The following is a 17,896-nucleotide window of genomic DNA, read 5'->3' on the forward strand; positions in this document are numbered from 1 at the left end:
CCGCCCGGATCACACCACCCGGAGTCAGCCCGCGCCCGAGCCCCGTCCGCGGAGTCGCTCCCCCAGGGAGGGCGGTCGGCTCAACGGGTCTCGAGGCTCAGGCCTAGCGGCCTTCGCACCTCGACCAACGCCCAGCGGTCGGCTCACCCAGCAGCAGGAGAGGGCTGCATCGGCGTGCGGTTGCGGCCGAGCACCCACAGCATCGCCCCGAGGGCGGCGAGCTGGAGCGGCCAGCCCATCACGATCTTGAGCACGCCGAGCATCGCCACCACGGTGTCGGCGTCGATGGCGCTGCTGTTGCCGGCGAGCCACAGCGGGCCCTGGGCGACCACGCGGACCAGGCAGGGCAGGGCCAGCAGCCAGGTCAGCCGCGCGCACAACCGGACGACCTGGCGGTCGTCGTGCCAAGCGGTCGGGTCGCCGGTGACGCTGCCGACCATGAACCCCACCAGGGGCCAGCCGACCAGGCAGCTGAGCGCCAGCAGCACGGTGTAGCCGGAGTTGTAGAGGATGCCGGGCAGGAAGTAGGCGAGCGCCTGCTCGTCCTCGCTGCCGCCGTTGCGGGCGGCCATGGTGACGAACAGCCACCCGATCCCGATGCCCACGAGCGCGTTGACGACGAACTGCACCGTCGAGCGCTGCACCAGGCGCACCACCAGCAGCACGACGGCCGCGGCGATGCTGACCGCCAGCGCCAGCCGGAGCTCGCGGGTCGTGAGCCAGAGCGCGGTGAACACCACCGTCGGCACGGCGGCTTCGACCATCCCCCGCCGCCCGCCCAACGCCTTGGCGAGCTGGGCGCGGACGACGGCCTCGACGGTCTCGCCGGTGGGGGCGTTCACGGCATCAGCTCGTAGCGCGGGTTGTACATGATCCGGTGGCCGTCGTGGGCGCCGATCCGGCCGCGCACCTCGAGCGCCCGGCCGGGGTCGATCCCGGCGATCCGGCGGCGGCCGAGCCACACGACGGTGATCGCGCCGGTGCCGTCGTACATCTCCGCCTCGAGCGCCGGTACGCCACCACGCGGGCGGAGGGTGACCGTGCGCAGGGTGCCGCGGATCCGCACCGGCTCGCGGTCGGGCGCCGAGGCGATCCGGTCGACGCCGGTGGCCACCATCGTGCGACGCAGGTCGCGGTCGTGCTGGTCGCTGCTGCTGGCCCAGGAGGAGATCGTGCGCCGCAGGCGGCTCTTGCCCATCAGTCCACCCGGCGGGCCTGCGGCGGCATGGTGACCGGCAGCGGCTCGCCCGGGGGCAGCGCCTGCTCGCCGCGGCGCACGGCCACCGAGGCCAGCGCGTCCTCCCACGGCCCGGCCTTCGCGGGGTCCATGGCCGGCTCGCCGAGGAGGGTGGCGCGCAGCAGCCAGCGCGGGCCGTTGATGCCGACGACCCGCGACGGCTGGGTGCCGGTGCGGCCCTCGCTGTCGGTGACGGTCATCGAGCACGACAGCTCGGGGCCGAACCGGCCCTCCTGCTCGGTGGCGGTGCCGCCGCGCTGGGACATGTCGGCCGCGATCTGGGGGCGCACCTCGCCCCACAGGTCGCCGTTGCGGGGGGCGGCGAAGGCGCGCAGCTCGATCATGCCGCGCTCGCTGGCCAGCAGTACCGCCTGCACCTGCTGGGAGGCCTCGTCGACCTGGAGCCGCAGCTCGAGCCCGGCGGGCGGGGCGACCAGCAGCGAGCCGAGGTCGATGCGCTCGGGGTCGTCGGCCGGCAGCTCGTCGGCGTCGTAGGGGCCTGCGGCGGGCACCTCGACGACGTCGTCGGCCGGAGCGGTGATCTCGTCGACGCTCGGGCCGGCGGTGTTCTTGCGGCGGAACTTCACGTGGTGCTCTCCCCTGGGTCTGCGGCGGGTCCGAAGCCGCCGGTAGAACCGTAACCCCCGGCGCCACGCGCCGACCCCGGCAGTGCCTCGACCTCGACGAACGCCGCTTGCTCGACCCGCTGCAGCACGAGCTGGGCGACCCGGTCGCCGCGGCGCAGCTCCACCGGCTCGCGCGGGTCGAGGTTGACCAGCAGCACCTTGATCTCCCCGCGGTAACCGGCGTCGACCGTGCCGGGGGTGTTGACGATCGAGAGGCCGTGCCGCGCGGCCAGCCCGGAGCGCGGGTGGACCAGCGCCACGAACCCCTCGGGCACCGCCAGCGCGATGCCGGTCGGCACCAGCGCGCGCTCCCCCGGCGCCAGGGTCAGGTCGACGGTGGTGTGGAGGTCGGCGCCCGCGTCGCCGGGGTGGGCGTACGACGGCAGCGGCAGCCCGGGGTCCAGGCGCACCACCGGCACGGGCAGCCGCGACGTCGTGGGCCCGGGATCAGGGGTCTCGGTCACGGGCGGACCCTACCGACGTCACCCGACGCGGGCACCCGCACCCGGGGATGGGAAACTCTTCGCCGTGGATGCCCCGGCCTACAGCGAGCGCCTCGGCGTGCCGCTGCGCTGGTGGGTGCAGGCCACGATGCTGGTGGCCAGCCTCTGGCTCGCGGTCGTCGTCGCCGTGCCCGGCGTGCTCGCCTGGGTCGTGACCGCGGTCGCGGTGGGCCTGGTGGTCTCGGCGTTCCTCTCCTACGGCGGGGTGCGGGTCGGGGTCGACGGCGAATGGTTCACCGCCGGCCGGGCGCGGATCGGCGGCGCGTACGTCGGCGAGGCCGTCGCCCTCGACGCCGAGCAGACCCGCCGGGCCGCAGGGGTGCAGGCCGACGCGCGCGCCTACCTCCTGCTGCGTCCCTACCTCAAGCGCGCCGTGCGGGTGGAGGTCGTCGACCCCGCAGACCCCACGCCGTACTGGCTCGTGTCGAGCCGGCACCCCGACGAGCTGGCCCGCGCCATCGCCGCCCTGCGTTCCGGCGCAGCCCGTTCCTGAGGCTCCCCACCTGCGCCCGCGGCGTATCGCCGCCTTCGGCGCTGGGTAGGGTCACGGCATGGCATCCGACAGCTCGAAGGTCTGGTCGGCGTTCTCCGTCGGCGCCGCGCTGGGCGCGGCCGCCGTGGCGCGCAAGGGGCTCAACACCTCGTGGAAGGCCGCCACCGGCAAGAAGCCGCCCGAGAACCCCGCCGACCCCGACGTCGACATCTGGGAGGCGGTGCTGTGGGCCACGGTCAGCGGCACGATCATCGCGCTGGCCCGGATGTTCGCCCAGCGCCGGGCCGCCAGCTACTACCGCCGCTCGACCGGGCACCTGCCGCCGTCGCTGCGCAAGGACGGCGAGTAGCTCTCCAGCAGCAAGCCCGGAAATGACACGGACGGCCGCCCCGAGGGGCGGCCGTCGTCACGTCGGCTCCGGCTCCTGACCCGAGGGGCTCCCACCTCTCGGGCGAGGGTCAGGCGCAGTCGAAGCAGATCATCTTCTTCTGGTCCGCCAGCTGGCTGCGGTGGTGGACCAGGAAGCAGCTCATGCAGGTGAACTCGTCCTCCTGCTTGGGCTTCACCTCGACGGCGAGCTCCTCGTGCGAGAGGTCGGCGCCGGGCAGCTCGAACGACTCAGCTGCCTCGGTCTCGTCCTCGTCGACCTTGCCGGAGTTCTTGTCGTGACGGCGCGCCTTGAGCTCTTCGATGCTCTCCTCGGACTGGTCTTCCTCGTTCTTGCGCGGGGCGTCGTAGTCGGTCGCCATGTCACTCACTCCCTTCGGCCGTCAACCATGTGGTGCCCTGCCGGACAGCGCTGTACGGCGCCGCAGATTGTGCACCATCGGCTGAGGGAGGCACACACCGGTATCGGACGTGCGCCAGAACAGCGTCCGACACCCGGCTATTCCTCGACGCGACCTGCAGTGCCCAGATGTGTCGCAGGCCATGCCTCAGAGGCGTCCTACCCCCTCACCGGGCGTCAGGGCGCCGCGAACCCGGCCTCGTGCACGGCCGCCCAGAGCTCCTCGAAACCGTGCTCCGGGGCGCAGACCACGAGCGTGCGCCCGGCGACGCCGGTGGTGGTGGCGAACCGGGCCCCGGCCCCCTGCGCCACCAGCGCCCCGGCGGCGTGGTCCCAGAGGTTGACGCCCTCCTCGAGGTAGCCGTCGAGGGTGCCCTCGGCGACGTGGCAGAGGTCCAGGGCGCACGAGCCCATCCGCCGTACGTCGCGCACCCGGGGCAGCAGCCGCACCAGGGCGGCCGCCTGCTGGGCACGGACGCCGGCGTCGTAGGAGAAGCCGGTGCCGACCAGCCGCTCCGACAGCGGCGCCGGGCCGCGTACGGCGAGCGGGCGGCCGTCGCGCTCGGCGCACAGCCGGCCGTCGGGCTCCTCCCAGGCGGTGTACTCCGCGCCCGTCGCGGCGTTGACGACCACCCCGGCCACGACGCGCGGCCCGTCGGCGTCGGTCACCTCGGCGGCGATCGACACGGCGTACTCGGGGAGCTGGTAGAGGTAGTTCACCGTCCCGTCGATGGGGTCGATGATCCAGCGGACGCCGGTGCTGCCTGCCACGGAGTCGCCCTCCTCGCCGAAGAACGCGTCGTCGGGACGGTCCTCCGCGATCAGCGCGCGGATCAGCTCCTCCGAGGCGCGGTCGGCCTCGGTGACGACGTCGACAGAGCTCGACTTGGTCGCGGCGACCTCGACGCCGCCCCGGGCTCGCTCGGTCACCAGGGTGGCGGCGGCGCGGGCCGCCGTCAGCGCGACCTCGAGCAGCTCGCGGCTCACGCGTCGACCCCGTCGGCCCCGCACAGGGCCGGGCGCGGCGACCGGGCGTTGGCGCAGCAGCCGCCCGGGCAGCGGTCCCAGGTCGGACCGAGGGCACCCACCGCGGCCCGGGCGACGTCCTCGCCCCGCTCGGCCGCGGCTCGCTCGAGCAGCAGGTCGCGCACCGCGGCGACGAACCGCGGGTCGTCGCCCGCGGTCGCCGAGCGCCGGGCCGGCAGCCCGAGCCGCTCGGCGGTGGCCAGCGCCTCGGTGTCGAGGTCGTAGATGACCTCCATGTGGTCGGAGACGAAGCCCACCGGCACCATCACCACCGCCGACGCGCCGCCCTCGTGCAGCGCCTCGAGGTGGTCGTTGACGTCGGGCTCGAGCCACGGCACCTGCGGCGGCCCCGAGCGCGAGCAGTAGACCAGCGCGTGGGAGTGGTCGACCCCGGTCGCAGCCCCCACCCGGGCCGCGACCTCGGCGGCGACGTCGAGGTGCTGGGTGACGTAGCCGTCGCCGTCCGGCCCGCTGGCCGCGGCCATCGTGTCGGGGATCGAGTGGGTGACGAACGCGAGGTGGGCGCCGTCGCGCACGTCGCCGGGCAGGTCGGCCAGCGCCGCCAGCACTCCGTCGACGACCGGCTCCACGAAGCCGGGGTGGTTGAAGTAGTGGCGCAGCTTGTCGAGCACCGGTGCGCCCTCGACACCGGAGACGGCGTCGTAGAGGTTCTCGCGGTACTGCCGGCAGCTGGAGTACGACGAGTAGGCGCTCGTCACGAAGCAGGCGGCCCGGGTGACGCCGTCGGCGGCCATCTGCGCGACGGTCTCGGTGAGGTAGGGGTCCCAGTTGCGGTTGCCCCAGTAGACGGGCAGGTCGATGCCGGCCTCGGCGAGGTCGGCGCGCAGCGCCGCCAGGAACGACCGGTTCTGGTCGTTGATCGGCGACCGCCCGCCGAAGAGGAAGTAGTGCTCCCCCACCTCCTCGAGGCGCTCGCGGGGGATGCCGCGGCCGCGGGTGACGTTCTCCAGGAACGGCACCACGTCCTCGGGCTTCTCGGGCCCGCCGAACGACACCAGCAGCAGCGCGTCGTAGGGACGGACGTCGGGGCTGACCCCCGGGCGGACGGCTTCCATGCTGGCCATCGTAGGAGCGCGATATGGATTGGCTGAGTGCGGCCTCCACGGCCTACGGTGACGGTCCGATGGCCAGCACGTCCGCGTTCTCCAACTACCGCCGGGTCCTGGCCGAGCCCGGCGCGATGCTGTTCTCGGTCACCGGTCTCTTCGCGCGCCTGCCGATCTCGATGGTGGGCCTGGGCATCGTGCTCCTGGTCGAGGGCGGCACCGGCTCCTACGGCATCGCCGGCGCGGTCTCGGCGGCCTACATGGTGGCCCAGGCGGTCGTCACGATCTTCCTCGGCCGGCTCGTCGACCGGCTCGGCCAGGCTCCGGTGCTCACCGCGGCCAGCGTGGTCTTCGGCGTGAGCATGTCGTTGCTGGTGACGTCGGTCGAGGCCGACTGGGCGATCGCCACCAGCTACGCCTTCGCGGCCCTCGGGGGCGCCTCGCTGCCGCCGGTGGGCTCGTGCGTGCGCGCCCGGTGGGCGCACGTGCTGGAGCAGCCGACCGACGTGCAGACGGCGTTCGCGCTCGAGGCGGTCTTCGACGAGGCGGTCTTCATCCTCGGCCCGATCCTGGTGACGGTGCTCGCCACCTCGATCGACCCCGTGGTCGGCATCGGCACCGGCATCGTGGCCGGCGTGGTGGGCAGCCTGGCCTTCGCCGCCCAGCGCGGCACGGCGCCGCCGCCCCATCCCCACGACCGCACCTCCGGCGACCGGCCCCGGATGCCGTGGCGCACGGTGGCGCCGCTCGGCGTGGTGGGCGCGATGCTCGGCATCCTGTTCGGCGCCGCGGAGGTCACCACGGTCGCGTTCGCCGACGAGCGCGACGCCAAGCAGTACGCCGGCGTGCTGCTCGCGCTCTGGGCGCTGGGCAGCCTGCTGGCCGGGCTGGTCAGCGGCGCGATCTCCTGGCGCCGCGGGCCCTCGGTGCGGGTCAAGGTCGGTGCGCTGGCGATGGCCGCCGCCATGTCGCCGCTGGTGCTGGTGGAGTCGATGCCCGTGATGGGCGTGCTGCTGCTGTGCGGCGGCGTCGCGATCGCCCCCACCCTGATCGCGTCGCTCTCGCTGATCGAGCGCACCGTGCCGGCGGCCCGGCTCACCGAGGGGATGTCGATCATGCACACCGGCATCGTGGCCGGGGTGGCGCCGGGCGCCACCCTGAGCGGGTTCGTCGTCGACCACCGGGGCGCCTCCGCGGCGTACCTCGTCTCCTTCGGCGCCGGGCTGGTCGCCGCACTCGCCGCGCTGACCCTGCCGCCCGAGCGGTCCGACGCCCCGGCGTCCGAGGAGGACCTCGAGGCGCCGGGAGGGGTGCTGCGGTGACCTGGACCAACTGGTCGGGGCTGGTGACCGCCGATCCGACCTCCACCCTGGCGCCTCACGGCACCGAGGCGGTCGTCGCCGAGGTGCGCGCCGCTCGCGAGGCCGGCACCACGGTCAAGATGGTCGGCTCCGGCCACAGCTTCACCGCGATCGCCGCCGCTCCCGACACGCTGCTCACCCCCGGTGCGCTCACCGGCGTCATGGCCGTCGACCGCGAGGCGATGACGGTGACCGCTCGCGCCGGCACCCGGCTCGCGGACTTCAACGTCGCGCTGGAGCGGCTCGGCCTGAGTCTGCACAACATGGGCGACATCGCCGAGCAGACCCTCGCCGGCGCGATCTCCACCGGCACCCACGGCACCGGCGGCACCGCCGCCGGGCTGGCCGCCCAGGTCGTCGCCGTCGAGCTGGTCACCGGCACCGGCGAGGTGCTGCGCGCCAGCGCCGACGAGCACCCCGACGTCTTCGCCGTCGCCCGGGTCGGGCTCGGCGCACTCGGGGTGATCACCACGATCACCTTCGCCGTCGAGCCGCTGTTCGTGCTCGAGGCCTCCGAGCAGCCGATGGCGTGGGACGAGGCGCTGGCGACGTTCGACGAGATGACGGCGACCAGCCACCACGTCGACATGTACTGGTTCCCCCACACCGACCGGATGCTCACCAAGCGCAACGACCGGCTCGACGTCGACCTCGACGAGGCGCGCCCGCTGCCGCGCTGGCGCTCGTGGCTCGACGACGACTTCCTCGCCAACACCGCGTTCGGCGCACTCACCGCCGCCGCCAACCGCGCGCCGCGGGTGATCCCGACCATGAACCGGGTCAACGCGCGGCTGCTCGGCGCCCGCACCTACAGCGACGTGCCCCACAAGGTCTTCACCGCCCGGCGCGACGTGGTCTTCCGCGAGATGGAGTACGCCGTGCCGCGCGCCGACGGGCTCGACGTGCTCCGCGAGGCGCGGCGCCTGGTCGAGGCCAGCGACCTGACGATCAGCTTCCCGGTGGAAATCCGGGTCGCGCCCGCCGACGACATCGCGCTGTCGACCGCGGGCGGTCGCGAATCCTTCTACCTCGCCTTCCACACCCACCGCGGCGCCGAGCACCGCGACTACTTCGCGCTGCTCGAGCCGCTGCTGCGCGAGGCCGGCGGGCGGCCCCACTGGGGCAAGGTGCACACGATGGCCGCGGCCGACCTGGCCCCGGCCTACCCCCGGTTCGACGAGTTCCTCGCCGTCCGCGACCGCCTCGACCCCGACCGCGTCTTCGCCAACGACCACCTGCGCCGGGTGCTCGGGGACTGACCCGGCCGAACCTTTCCGGCGCCCCACCGCGTCTGGGTGCACGAGTGACCGCCCGATGAAGGAGTGAGATGCCCGGGAAGCCCACCGCGCGGAGTTCGCGGAGTTCGTGGCCGCGAGGTCGCCCGCGCTGCACCGCGCGGCGTACCTCATGGTCGGCGACGTCGGCCTGGCCCAGGACCTGGTGCAGGAGGCGCTGACGAAGACCTACGTCGCGTGGCCCCGGCTGCGCGACCGCGGCAACGCCGAGGCCTACACCCGCAAGGCGATCACGACGACCGCGATCTCCTGGTTCCGCCGCAAGGCCTGGAACAACGAGCGCAGCACCGAGCGGCTGCCCGAGCGGCAGGTCGCCGGCCACGACGACGCCGTCGCCGGGCGCGAGCTGCTGCGCACGGCCCTCGCGGCGCTGCCCCCGCGGCAGCGGATCGCGCTGGTGCTCCGCTACTACGACGACCTGACTGAGGCGCAGACCGCCGAGGCGATGGGCTGTGCCGTGGGCACGGTCAAGAGCCAGGTCTCCGCCGCCCTGACCAAGCTGCGGGCCAGCCTCGGCGACGCCGCGGAGCTGCCCCTGGAGGACGTGATCTCCCGATGACCGAGACCCTGAAGAGCCTGCTGCACGACGACGCCGACGGCGTCGACTTCGCCGCCCCCGACCTCGACGCGATCACCCGCACCGGCGACCGCCGGCGCCGCACCCGCCGCGGGTTCGCACTGCTGGGCACCGCCGCGCTGGTCGCCGCCACCGCGGGTGGCGTCGTCCTCGCGACCGGCGACGACGGCGGCGACCGCCGTACGCCCGTGGCCACCGACCCGCTGCCCACCGACCAGGTCACCTGGGTCACCGGCGACCGGCTCCACACCCCGACGAGCTCGGTCGACCTCGGCCACGAGGTCCGTTCCTACGTGCGCACCTCGGCCGGCTTCGCGTTCGTGGCGACCGGCGGCGCGGTCTTCTCCTTCGTCGACGGCACGATCACCGAGGTCGGCAGCACGTCCGCGAAGGCGGCGCGGCTGGTCGGCGACACCGACGGCTCGCGGGTCGGCTGGGTCGACGCCAGCGACGGGGCGCCGGTCTTCGTCGTCCACGACCTCGCCACCGGCGAGACCCGGACCCTCGAGGGCGAGACCTCGGCGGGGATGGGTGAGCTGGCCGACGAGGACGACCCGGCCTACTTCGCGGCGCTCGACGGCGACGACGCCTGGTGGCGCGACGCCCGCGGCCTGGTGCGCACCGACCTCGGCTCGGGCGAGGCGACCGTCGTCGACGCCGACCAGAGCAACGGCTTCGGCCTGCTCGCGGTCGAGGACGGCCTCACCGTCACCGACGGCGGGGACGCCGGCACCCGCGTGGGCGGCCTGACCCTCCCGCAGGTCTACGGCAGCGCCGGCGCCCTCTCCCCCGACGGCACCTGGGTCTCGGTCGACGCCGACGAGCCCTCGGTCTTCGCCACCGCCGACGGCACCCGGGTCTCCTTCGACCTGCCCGGCTTCGCGACCGGCTACGAGTTCCTCGACGACGAGACGGTCGTGATGATCGCCCAGGCCCGCGAGTCCGACCCGGTGCAGCTCCTGACCTGCGTGGTCCCGGCCGGCACCTGCACCGTCGCCGTCCCCGACCTCGGCTCCTGGGACGACCTCAGCGCCGCCGGCCTCGCCCTCCCCGTCGGCGAACCCGCCGCCGACTGACCTGCCGGGGGGTCGGTGTTGCGGGAGTCGCGCGTGGCGCCGACCGCTGGTTGAGGAAGTCGCGCTAGCGACTGTCTCGAAACCCCCGCCGGCCGACCGCCCTCCGGTGCCCCGCGCTGGTTGACGTGCGAGCGAAGCGAGCCTCGAAACCCCGCCAACCGACCGCCCTCCGGTGGGAACGGGAGGGCTCCCGGCTCACCGGGTCTCGAGGCTCAGGCCTAGCGGCCTTCGCACCTCGACCACCGCATGCCGGCGTGCCGCGCCGCACGGCACGGAGGCGGCGGAGCGGCGGGCGTCGTGCGGCACGTAGACGGCGGCGTGGCGCCGCAACGAGCGCCGGGGCACCGCAGGGCAGCGTCCGGCGACACGGCAACGAGTGCCGAACGACGTCCGGCGCGCAGGAGCCGCAGTGCCCCACCCACGCGCGGCACCCCACACCCCCCACCGCAACAGCCAACCCCCGCCCGAACCCCGTCCCCGGAGCCACCCGCAACGGCGAGCGGCCGTCTCACCGGGTCTCGACGACGCTCGCTGGCGCTCGCTGCTCGACCAGCACGCACGCCGGAGTGCCGCGCCGCTGGTACGGAGGCGGCGGAGCGACGGGCGGCGTTCGGCACGTAGGCGGCGTGGCCCCGCAACGAGCGCCGGGCACCGCAGGGCAGCGTCCGGCGACACGGCAACGAGTGCCGAACGACGTCCCGCGCGCAGCAGCCGCAGTGCCCCCACCACGCGCGGCCCCCCGCACCCCCACCCACCAACAGCCAGCCCCTGCCCGAACCCCGTCCCCGGAGCCACCCGCAACGGCGAGCGGCCGGCTCACCGGGTCTCGACGACGCTCGCTGGCGCTCGCTGCTCGACCAGCAGTACGCGCGCCGGCGTGCCGCGCCGCACGGCACGGAGGCAGCGGAGCGGCGGGCGGCGTCCGGCACGTAGACGGCGGCGTGGCGCCGCAGCGGACCTGGGGACAAGCCAGCAGCGTCCGGCGACACGGCAACGAGTGCCGAACGACGTCCGGCGCGCAGCAGCCGCAGTGCCCCACCACGCGCGGCCCCCCGCACCCCCACCCACCAACAGCCAGCCCCTGCCCGAGCCCCGTCCCGGAGCCACCCACAACGGCAAGCGGTCGGCTCACCGGGTCTCGGCGACGCTCGCTGGCGCTCGCTGCTCGACCAGCGAGACCCCTCAGACGCTCGCCGGGCCCGACGGCATCGGCGCGTGCCAGCCCCGCCAGACGGCGAGCAGCCGCCACACCAGGCAGACCAGCGCACCGGCGACCGTGGTGACCAGGCCGGGCCAGTCGGCTCGCACTCCCACCACCGCGACCGCCGCACCTGCCAGCGCCGGCGTCGCGTAGAGCTCGCCGCGGAAGATCACCGGGACCCGCCCGGCGAGCACGTCGCGCACCATCCCGCCGCCGATCCCGGTCACCATCCCCATCAGCGCGGCCGGCACCGGCCCGAGCCCGTACTCCAGCGCCTTGACCGCTCCCGCCACGCAGAACAACGACAGCCCGAACGCGTCGAAGACCGTCACCGGCCGCTCCAGCCGCCCCACCGCCGGGTGGAAGACGAAGGTCACCAGGCCGGCCGCGACCGGCACCAGCAGGTAGCGCCAGTCGGCGAGCGCCGCCGGCGGCGTCGCGCCGATGAGGACGTCGCGCAGGAAGCCGCCGCCCAGGCCCGTCGTACCCGCGAGCACCAGCACGCCGAACACGTCGAGGTCCTTGCGCACGGCGACCAACGCACCCGACACGGCGAAGACGAAGATGCCGACCAGGTCGAGCACCACGAGGATCGTCGAGTCGTTGACCGGCACCTCCGGAGGCTACCGAGGACCCCGCTCGCCTGCAGAAATGCAGCGCGGGCACGCCGGTGCGGTGCCGTCGGTCGGGGCCGGCGCTGACGTAGGCTCGGCGACACCGGAGACAGGACGAGGACAGGGATGTCGGCTCACGAGTTGCCCCAGCAGACGCCGCAGGGCCCGCGGCCGGAGCGACCCCGCGGCAGCCGGCTCTCGCTCGGCGGCGTGAGCGGCGACGGCCGGCGGCTCCTCCTGGTCGACGCCCACGGCGAGGAGTTCACCCTCGAGATCGACGCCGCCCTCCGGGCCGCCCTCCGCGGCGACTCAGCCCGCCTCGGCCAGTTGGAGATCCAGATGGACAGCACCCTGCGCCCCCGTGACATCCAGGCACGCATCCGGGCCGGCGAGTCCCCCGAGGAGGTCGCCCGGGCCGCCCACAGCACGGTCGAGAAGATCATGCCGTTCGCGGCGCCGGTGATGGCCGAGCGCGAGCACGTCGCGCAGCGCGCCCAGCGCTCCTCGATCCGCCGTCCGGCGGGCGAGGGGTCGGGCAGCGCGCGCACCCTCGGCGACGCGATCGAGGCTCACCTGCGCGCCCAGAACGTCGACCCCGAGACCGTGACCTGGGACGCCTGGCGCCGCGAGGACGGCCGCTGGATGCTCACCGGCCGCTACGAGTCCGAGCGCCGCAGCGGCACCGCTCACTTCGTCTTCGACCAGCCCGGCAACTTCGTGGTGCTCGACGACGACGACGCCCGCTGGCTGGTGGGCGACCTCGGCGACGGCCCCGACCCGCTGCTGGAGTCGCCGGTGCGCGACGACCTCGAGCAGGCCCGGGCCCGCCGCCTCGGCGTCGTGCCCGCCGACGAGCTGCCGCTCGGCACCGACGCCATCGAGCTGACCAGCGACGCCCCGGCCGACCGCGCCCCGGTCGAGCCCGAGCAACCCGTCGACCCGCGCGCCACCACCGCCGACCTCACCGAGACCGCCGCCGCGATCCGCGAGCTGGGCGGCGAGGTGCCGCTCGACGCCCTCCTCGACGGCCCGCCCGCCGAGCCCACCGACGTCGAGACCGAGGACGAGGAGCCTGCCGAGGCCCCCGAGCCCCCGGCGCGCCGTACGGTGCGCAAGAAGGGCGGCCGCGCCTCGGTGCCGAGCTGGGACGAGATCATGTTCGGCGGCGGCGACCAGCAATAGCCCCACCGCTGGTTGAAGCTCGCTGGTTGAGGAGGGACGAAGTCCCGTCTCGAAACCCAGCGAGCCGAGAACCAGCCGCAGCCACGAACCCTCCCCACAACCCCACCGCACGAGTAGCCTCGCCGCCATGAGCTACTTCGTGACCGGAGCCACCGGCTTCATCGGGCGCCACCTCGTCCAGGAGCTGGTCGACCACCGCGAGGGCCCCGTGCACGTGCTCTGCCGCGAGGGCTCCCTCGCCCGGATGGAGACGCTCATCGAGCGCTGGGGCTCCGACCGCGTCACCCCGGTGATCGGCGACCTGGCCGAGCCCGGCCTCGGCGTCGACCCCGACTGGGTCGCCGAGCACGCCGACTCGATCGACCACTTCTTCCACCTCGCCGCCATCTACGACATGACCGCCGACGACGCCACCAACGAGGCGATGAACGTCGGCGGCACCCGCAACGCCCTCGACCTGGCCGCCGAGCTGCGACCCGGCTGCTTCCACCAGGTCTCCTCGGTCGCCGCGGCCGGCGAGCACCACGGCCGGTTCGACGAGTCGATGTTCGCCGAGGGTCAGCACCTGCCGTCGCCGTACCACCGCACGAAGTACGAGTCGGAGCGGATCGTGCGCGAGGAGTGCCCGGTGCCGTGGCGCGTCTACCGGCCGTCGATCGTGGTGGGCGACTCCCAGACCGGCGCGATGGACAAGGTCGACGGGCCTTACTACTTCTTCCCGCTGATGAAGCTGATGCGCGACCACCTGCCGGCGTGGCTGCCGCTCGTGGGCGTCGACCTCGGTGACACCAACGTGGTGCCGGTCGACTACGTCGCAAAGGCGATGGACCACCTCGCCCACCTCCCCGACCGCGACGGCGAGGCGTTCCACCTGGTCAACCCCGAGCCGCAGCCGGTGGTCGACATGGTCAACGCGTTCTGCGCGGCCGCGGGCGCGCCGCAGTTCGCGACGCCGCTCGACCGCCGGGTCACCGGCGCCGGCCCGCTCGGCCTGGTGCCCCGCGCGCTGCGCCCCTCGACGGTGCTGACCAACCTGGTCAAGGCCGCGCCGGTGCAAGCCGTGCTCGACCAGACCGTCGGCCGGCTCGGCATCCCGGCCGAGGTGCTCGCCCACACGTCGTTCACCGCGGTCTTCGACTCGCGCGCCACCGAGAAGGCGCTGGCCGGCTCGGGCATCTCGGTGCCCGACCTCGAGTCCTACGCCCGCACGCTGTGGACCTACTGGGAGGAGAACCTCGACCAGTCCACCGCCCGCGACGCCGCCGCCCGCGAGGCGCTCACCGGCAAGTACGTCGTGATCACCGGCGCCTCCTCCGGCATCGGCCAGGTCACCGCGCTCAAGGTCGCGCAGGCCGGCGGCGTGCCGGTGCTGGTGGCGCGCGGCAAGGACAAGCTCGAGGAGACCCGGGCCACCATCGAGCTGCGCGGCGGCCAGGCCCACGTCTACCCCTGCGACCTCTCCGACCTCGAGGCCATCGACCGGCTGTGCGAGCAGATGGCCGAGGAGCTGCCGTCGGTCGACTTCGTCGTCAACAACGCCGGCCGCTCGATCCGCCGTTCACTGAAGCTCTCCCACGACCGCTTCCACGACTTCGAGCGCACCATGCAGCTCAACTACTTCGGCGCGATCCGTCTGGTCATGGGGCTGATCCCGAAGATGAAGGAGCAGAAGCGCGGCCACGTCGTGAACATCTCCTCGATCGGCGTGCAGACGAACCCGCCCCGCTTCTCGGCGTACGTCGCCTCCAAGGCCGCTCTCGACTCCTGGTCGAACGTCGTCTCCTCCGAGCTGGTCGGCGACGGCATCACCTTCACCGGCATCCACATGCCGCTGGTGCGGACGCCGATGATCGCGCCGACCAAGATCTACGACAAGTTCCCCACCATCTCCCCCGCCCAGGCCGCCGACCTGGTCATCCGGGCCATGGTCGAGCGCCCCCACGAGATCAACACCGCCCTCGGCAACGCCGGCGCCGTCGCCCACACCGTCGCCCCCAAGCTGGCCTTCCGCATCCTCAACATGGCCTACCACGTGTTCCCCGACTCCGCCGCCGCCAAGGGCGCCTCCGGCCAGCCCGGCTCCCGCGAGTCGGAGCAGATCATGCTGGCCCGGATGTTCAAGGGCATTCACTGGTAGGTCGGCACTGCGATGTGTCGTTCCGCCCAGAATGACGCACGCAGGTTGGTCGGGCTCACGCTCGGGTCACATCTCTCTCATTGGGTTGAGAGAGTCCGCTCTAAGAGCGCCGGGCGGCTCGATAGGACCGTGGAGCGCCGTCCGGCGTGTCGTCCAGGTGACCCGAGCCGCGCGACGTCCCTAGAGAGCCGCAATCGCTCGCAGCCGATCGAGGTGGTGCGTGCGGGCTGAGGCGTCCTGCAGGCGGACCGCTTTATCCGGTGAACCCGATGGCTGCGGACACGGCGGCGACGCCGGCAACTACAAGGACGGCAAACCCCTTGACTGCGCGCCCACAGGCGTCGAACTTCCGGTTAGCGAGCACGGAGAGGTCGATGACCTGTTGCCAGGCGTCGGTGCGAACGTCGACGGTGCGTGCGTGGTCGATGATTTGGGTAGCCGTGGCCTTCGTAAGCGATGGCCAGGCGAACCGGTTTAGTGTGTTGTACGCGACCTTGCTCTGCGGTCCGATCGCGCGAACGAGCCAGAACAGGGTGTCGCCGCCTGCGATCAGGGCGAGCCCGGACAGTGAGCCGACCACGTACGCCGCCGGGCACCCCTCCTTCATCGCCTTCGTGATGGTGTCGGCGTTCGTCATCAGCATGGTGAGGACGACACCGAGCCCGGCGGTGAGAATGGTGGCCTTGGTGTCGGCGAACCGGACCCAGTTCGCCATCTGATCCATGGCTTGGAAGCCGCCGTCGGCGGGCTTCGCGTCGGCCTTGTCCTCGGGCGGCGGCGTCGGGCCGGGCTTTGGGTTCTTGCGACTAAAAAGCAACCGCGTGCACCCCCTCGACCGGCCACCGGCGGCTCATGCGCCACTCGGTGTAGGCGGCGAGCCAGTGCGCGGCCCACGCGGCAGCAGTAGCCACGGTGTGTTCGGTTGGAACCCAGTCATCGTGGTCGGCGACGCAAAGGTTGCCATTGATGTACAGGTGCGGTGCGGACTGCCAGCGGCGACCGGCCTGTGCACCGAGGCGCTTGTTGAAGACCACGAGGCGCGGGAGGCCCTGGTCGCGGCGCGGGAAGATCCCGACCTCGAACTTGCCGCGTCCGGTGTCGATGATGCCTCCCCAGCACGGCCCGGACCCGTCATCGTCCGGGAGGTACACGAAGTCGGGGAACGCCTTCTCCATCGCCTCGACATGGCGGTTGATCTCGGCCTCGTCGTCCCACCACGCGGTGGGCCCATCGTGACCGTCGTCGGGTTCCTCGTCGCCGCCGTGGAACGTGTGCTTCGCGACCGGGGTGACAGCGCCGTGGACGGCGTGAGTGAAGCCGCTGGCGACCTTGCTGACACCGTCGAAGACGACCTCGCCGGTCGAGGTGACGTAGCGGGCGGTGTTGATGCCGAAGTGGCTGAGCAGTGCGGGCATGGACATGTCGGTCTCCTTAGCGGCCGTAGATCTGCGAAGTGGGTGTGCCGCCGAGGGACTCGGTAACGCCGGTCAGGTGCTGCAGTGTGTTGCGCCAGCGGTAGTTGAAGAACTTGTAGTACGCCTTCTGGTAGTCGCGCTGGTACTCCTTGGGCGAGTCCTCGTGCTCGTCAAAGTGCGGGTAGCCGGGCAGAAGGCCGGCGAGTCCCTGCCCGACGACGACCTCCCACGAGTTCGCCTTCTTCTCGCACTTGGCTGCGAAGTTGGCAGCGAACCCGATGGGGTTGATCTCGCTGCTGTCGTGGTTGCCGGTGCGGACAAAGGTGACCGGTCCGTAGTCGAGGCCCGCTCGCGCCTGCACGCGGGCCATTTCACGCTGGTCGAGCCAGGGGTTGACCTCGTTCTGCACGCCGTCGAGAGCGAACGCGCAGGCGCTCAGGGCCATGGTGGCGGCGAACGCGGGATCCCCGGGGCTGAAGCCCGCGAAGAGGCCGTCGCCTCGGAGTCCGAGCGGGTGCCCGCCGTAGTCGATGACGGTCTTGATGAAGCCGGACAGCACGGCGTGGGCGAGGTCAGCTGTCTCTTCTTGATCGTCCCAGAACGTGCGGCCGGTGAAGTTCGTCAGGTCAAGGAAGACGGCGACCATCGGCGCGGTGGCCTTCGCGCCGACGGGCAGGTGCTCGAAGTCCGGGTGTCCGAGTGCGCGTGCTTCGACGAGTGTCCCGGCGCTGGCCTGGAGCGACTTTTCCATCATGTCGGTGTGCAGCATGTTGCTCTGGGCGCGCCGGTTGTCGAAGTCGTTGCGGACGGTCGTGCCGAAGTCGGCGCGGGTGTAGCCGCTCATCGATGGAACGTCCCGCCATCGACACCTGAGGGCGGCGCGGGGATGTTTGTGTCCCGGCTTCGGGACCCGGGAGTTCTGGCGCGTAGTGAGCCGACTCTCGGCGTGTCGCTCGCGCGCGGGCTAGCCCACTCGCTAACGTGCGGAGCGCTTGGCGTGACGTTCCTGTGACTGGTGAGCATTGCTGGCGTCCTCTTCAACGTTTGGCGTTGGGGAAGGAACGCCGGGTGTGACGGCACTGCTACGCCGTCGCATTCCGTCGTATCAGCACACGCCGACAAACTCTGGACGACACGCCGGCCTATGGGCCGGCAGTTACGTTCAATCAGCTCGGAAATCGTTCCTCGCATGACGAGCACGGCGTTGAAGATATGCACCGGGCAACTCAGACAGAACCCGTTCAACAGCGAAGCTGAACGCGTACGAGGACGGGACTGCTGCACCGATCGGTTTCACTT

The 17,896-nt window shown here is 72.8% G+C and carries 18 protein-coding genes and 1 pseudogene; 8 read left to right on the forward strand and 11 right to left on the reverse strand.

The features are described from left to right. Nucleotides 1-143: 143 nt before the first annotated feature. The 4 genes from JT721_RS17280 to dut are packed head-to-tail and all read right to left on the reverse strand — an operon-like array spanning nucleotide 144 to nucleotide 2,249. Nucleotides 144-842 (reverse strand): DUF3159 domain-containing protein, encoded by a 699-nt coding sequence (locus JT721_RS17280; RefSeq protein ID WP_307828111.1) that lies wholly within the window; start codon nucleotides 840-842, stop codon nucleotides 144-146. Continuing rightward, nucleotides 839-1,198 carry an OB-fold nucleic acid binding domain-containing protein gene (locus JT721_RS17285; RefSeq protein WP_205474509.1) on the reverse strand — a complete coding sequence of 120 codons (360 nt, stop codon included), beginning with the start codon at nucleotides 1,196-1,198 and terminating at the stop codon, nucleotides 839-841. The genes JT721_RS17280 and JT721_RS17285 overlap by 4 nt, the downstream gene beginning before the upstream one ends. Next, entirely contained in the window at nucleotides 1,198-1,824 is a 627-nt protein-coding gene (locus JT721_RS17290; RefSeq protein WP_205474510.1) for a DUF3710 domain-containing protein, read from the reverse strand. The genes JT721_RS17285 and JT721_RS17290 overlap by 1 nt, the downstream gene beginning before the upstream one ends. Continuing rightward, nucleotides 1,821-2,249: a dUTP diphosphatase gene (gene dut / locus JT721_RS17295; RefSeq protein ID WP_240340982.1), complete on the reverse strand. Its 429-nt coding sequence runs from the start codon at nucleotides 2,247-2,249 to the stop codon at nucleotides 1,821-1,823. The genes JT721_RS17290 and dut overlap by 4 nt, the downstream gene beginning before the upstream one ends. A 142-nt stretch (nucleotides 2,250-2,391) precedes the next feature. Between dut and JT721_RS17300 the strand changes: the two genes are divergently transcribed. Beyond that, the gene (locus tag JT721_RS17300; protein WP_205474512.1) at nucleotides 2,392-2,859 is read left to right on the forward strand and encodes a DUF3093 domain-containing protein; all 468 of its coding nucleotides are present in this window, start codon (nucleotides 2,392-2,394) and stop codon (nucleotides 2,857-2,859) included. Between the two features lie 58 nt (nucleotides 2,860-2,917). Then, the gene (locus tag JT721_RS17305) at nucleotides 2,918-3,208 is read left to right on the forward strand and encodes a DUF4235 domain-containing protein (RefSeq protein ID WP_205474513.1); all 291 of its coding nucleotides are present in this window, start codon (nucleotides 2,918-2,920) and stop codon (nucleotides 3,206-3,208) included. 109 nt (nucleotides 3,209-3,317) lie between these two features. On the opposite strand, the gene JT721_RS17310 is transcribed toward JT721_RS17305, so the two are convergent. The 3 genes from JT721_RS17310 to JT721_RS17320 form a co-directional block, all read right to left on the reverse strand. Next, entirely contained in the window at nucleotides 3,318-3,608 is a 291-nt protein-coding gene (locus JT721_RS17310) for a DUF4193 domain-containing protein (RefSeq protein ID WP_205474514.1), read from the reverse strand. A gap of 215 nt (nucleotides 3,609-3,823) precedes the next feature. Beyond that, complete coding sequence (locus JT721_RS17315; protein ID WP_307828112.1) at nucleotides 3,824-4,633, reverse strand: inositol monophosphatase family protein; 810 nt, start codon at nucleotides 4,631-4,633, stop codon at nucleotides 3,824-3,826. Beyond that, on the reverse strand, nucleotides 4,630-5,748 hold the full coding sequence (locus JT721_RS17320) for a ferrochelatase (protein WP_205474516.1): 1,119 nt from the start codon (nucleotides 5,746-5,748) through the stop codon (nucleotides 4,630-4,632). The genes JT721_RS17315 and JT721_RS17320 overlap by 4 nt, the downstream gene beginning before the upstream one ends. Before the next feature lie 68 nt (nucleotides 5,749-5,816). On the opposite strand from JT721_RS17320, the gene JT721_RS17325 reads away from it, so the two are divergent. The 4 genes and pseudogenes from JT721_RS17325 to JT721_RS17340 all read left to right on the forward strand — a co-directional run bounded on the left by JT721_RS17325 (nucleotide 5,817) and on the right by JT721_RS17340 (nucleotide 10,048). Next, nucleotides 5,817-7,061: an MFS transporter gene (locus tag JT721_RS17325; protein ID WP_205474517.1), complete on the forward strand. Its 1,245-nt coding sequence runs from the start codon at nucleotides 5,817-5,819 to the stop codon at nucleotides 7,059-7,061. Next, the gene (locus JT721_RS17330; RefSeq protein WP_205474518.1) at nucleotides 7,058-8,359 is read left to right on the forward strand and encodes a D-arabinono-1,4-lactone oxidase; all 1,302 of its coding nucleotides are present in this window, start codon (nucleotides 7,058-7,060) and stop codon (nucleotides 8,357-8,359) included. The genes JT721_RS17325 and JT721_RS17330 overlap by 4 nt, the downstream gene beginning before the upstream one ends. An 88-nt stretch (nucleotides 8,360-8,447) precedes the next feature. Further along, nucleotides 8,448-8,954, forward strand: a pseudogene (locus JT721_RS17335) (SigE family RNA polymerase sigma factor); the annotation flags it as partial. Further along, nucleotides 8,951-10,048, forward strand: coding sequence for a hypothetical protein (locus tag JT721_RS17340; RefSeq protein ID WP_205474520.1), 1,098 nt, complete (start codon nucleotides 8,951-8,953; stop codon nucleotides 10,046-10,048). The pseudogene JT721_RS17335 and the gene JT721_RS17340, both read left to right, overlap by 4 nt. A 1,182-nt stretch (nucleotides 10,049-11,230) precedes the next feature. On the opposite strand, the gene JT721_RS17345 is transcribed toward JT721_RS17340, so the two are convergent. Then, complete coding sequence (locus JT721_RS17345) at nucleotides 11,231-11,863, reverse strand: trimeric intracellular cation channel family protein (RefSeq protein WP_205474521.1); 633 nt, start codon at nucleotides 11,861-11,863, stop codon at nucleotides 11,231-11,233. A 126-nt stretch (nucleotides 11,864-11,989) separates the two neighbouring features. Here JT721_RS17345 and sepH point away from each other — a divergent pair, with 126 nt between their 5' ends. Then, nucleotides 11,990-13,045, forward strand: a complete 1,056-nt coding sequence (gene sepH / locus JT721_RS17350) for a septation protein SepH (protein WP_205474522.1) — start codon at nucleotides 11,990-11,992, stop codon at nucleotides 13,043-13,045. A gap of 127 nt (nucleotides 13,046-13,172) precedes the next feature. Continuing rightward, on the forward strand, nucleotides 13,173-15,182 hold the full coding sequence (locus JT721_RS17355; protein ID WP_205474523.1) for an SDR family oxidoreductase: 2,010 nt from the start codon (nucleotides 13,173-13,175) through the stop codon (nucleotides 15,180-15,182). Between the two features lie 253 nt (nucleotides 15,183-15,435). Here the strand turns inward: JT721_RS17355 and JT721_RS17360 are convergent, their stop codons facing one another. Genes JT721_RS17360 through JT721_RS17370 form a run of 3 tightly spaced genes read right to left on the reverse strand, consistent with a single transcriptional unit; the run spans nucleotide 15,436 to nucleotide 17,441 of the window. Further along, nucleotides 15,436-15,999 carry a hypothetical protein gene (locus JT721_RS17360; protein ID WP_205474524.1) on the reverse strand — a complete coding sequence of 188 codons (564 nt, stop codon included), beginning with the start codon at nucleotides 15,997-15,999 and terminating at the stop codon, nucleotides 15,436-15,438. After that, a complete protein-coding gene (locus JT721_RS17365) occupies nucleotides 15,989-16,603 on the reverse strand; it encodes a hypothetical protein (RefSeq protein ID WP_205474525.1) in 615 nt (204 codons plus the stop codon). Before JT721_RS17365 ends, JT721_RS17360 begins: the two co-directional genes overlap by 11 nt. A 10-nt stretch (nucleotides 16,604-16,613) precedes the next feature. After that, nucleotides 16,614-17,441: a hypothetical protein gene (locus JT721_RS17370; RefSeq protein WP_205474526.1), complete on the reverse strand. Its 828-nt coding sequence runs from the start codon at nucleotides 17,439-17,441 to the stop codon at nucleotides 16,614-16,616. Nucleotides 17,442-17,896 lie beyond the last annotated feature (455 nt).

The organism is Nocardioides sp. SYSU D00038 (assembly GCF_016924665.1).
Classification (GTDB): Bacteria; Actinomycetota; Actinomycetes; order Propionibacteriales; family Nocardioidaceae; genus Nocardioides.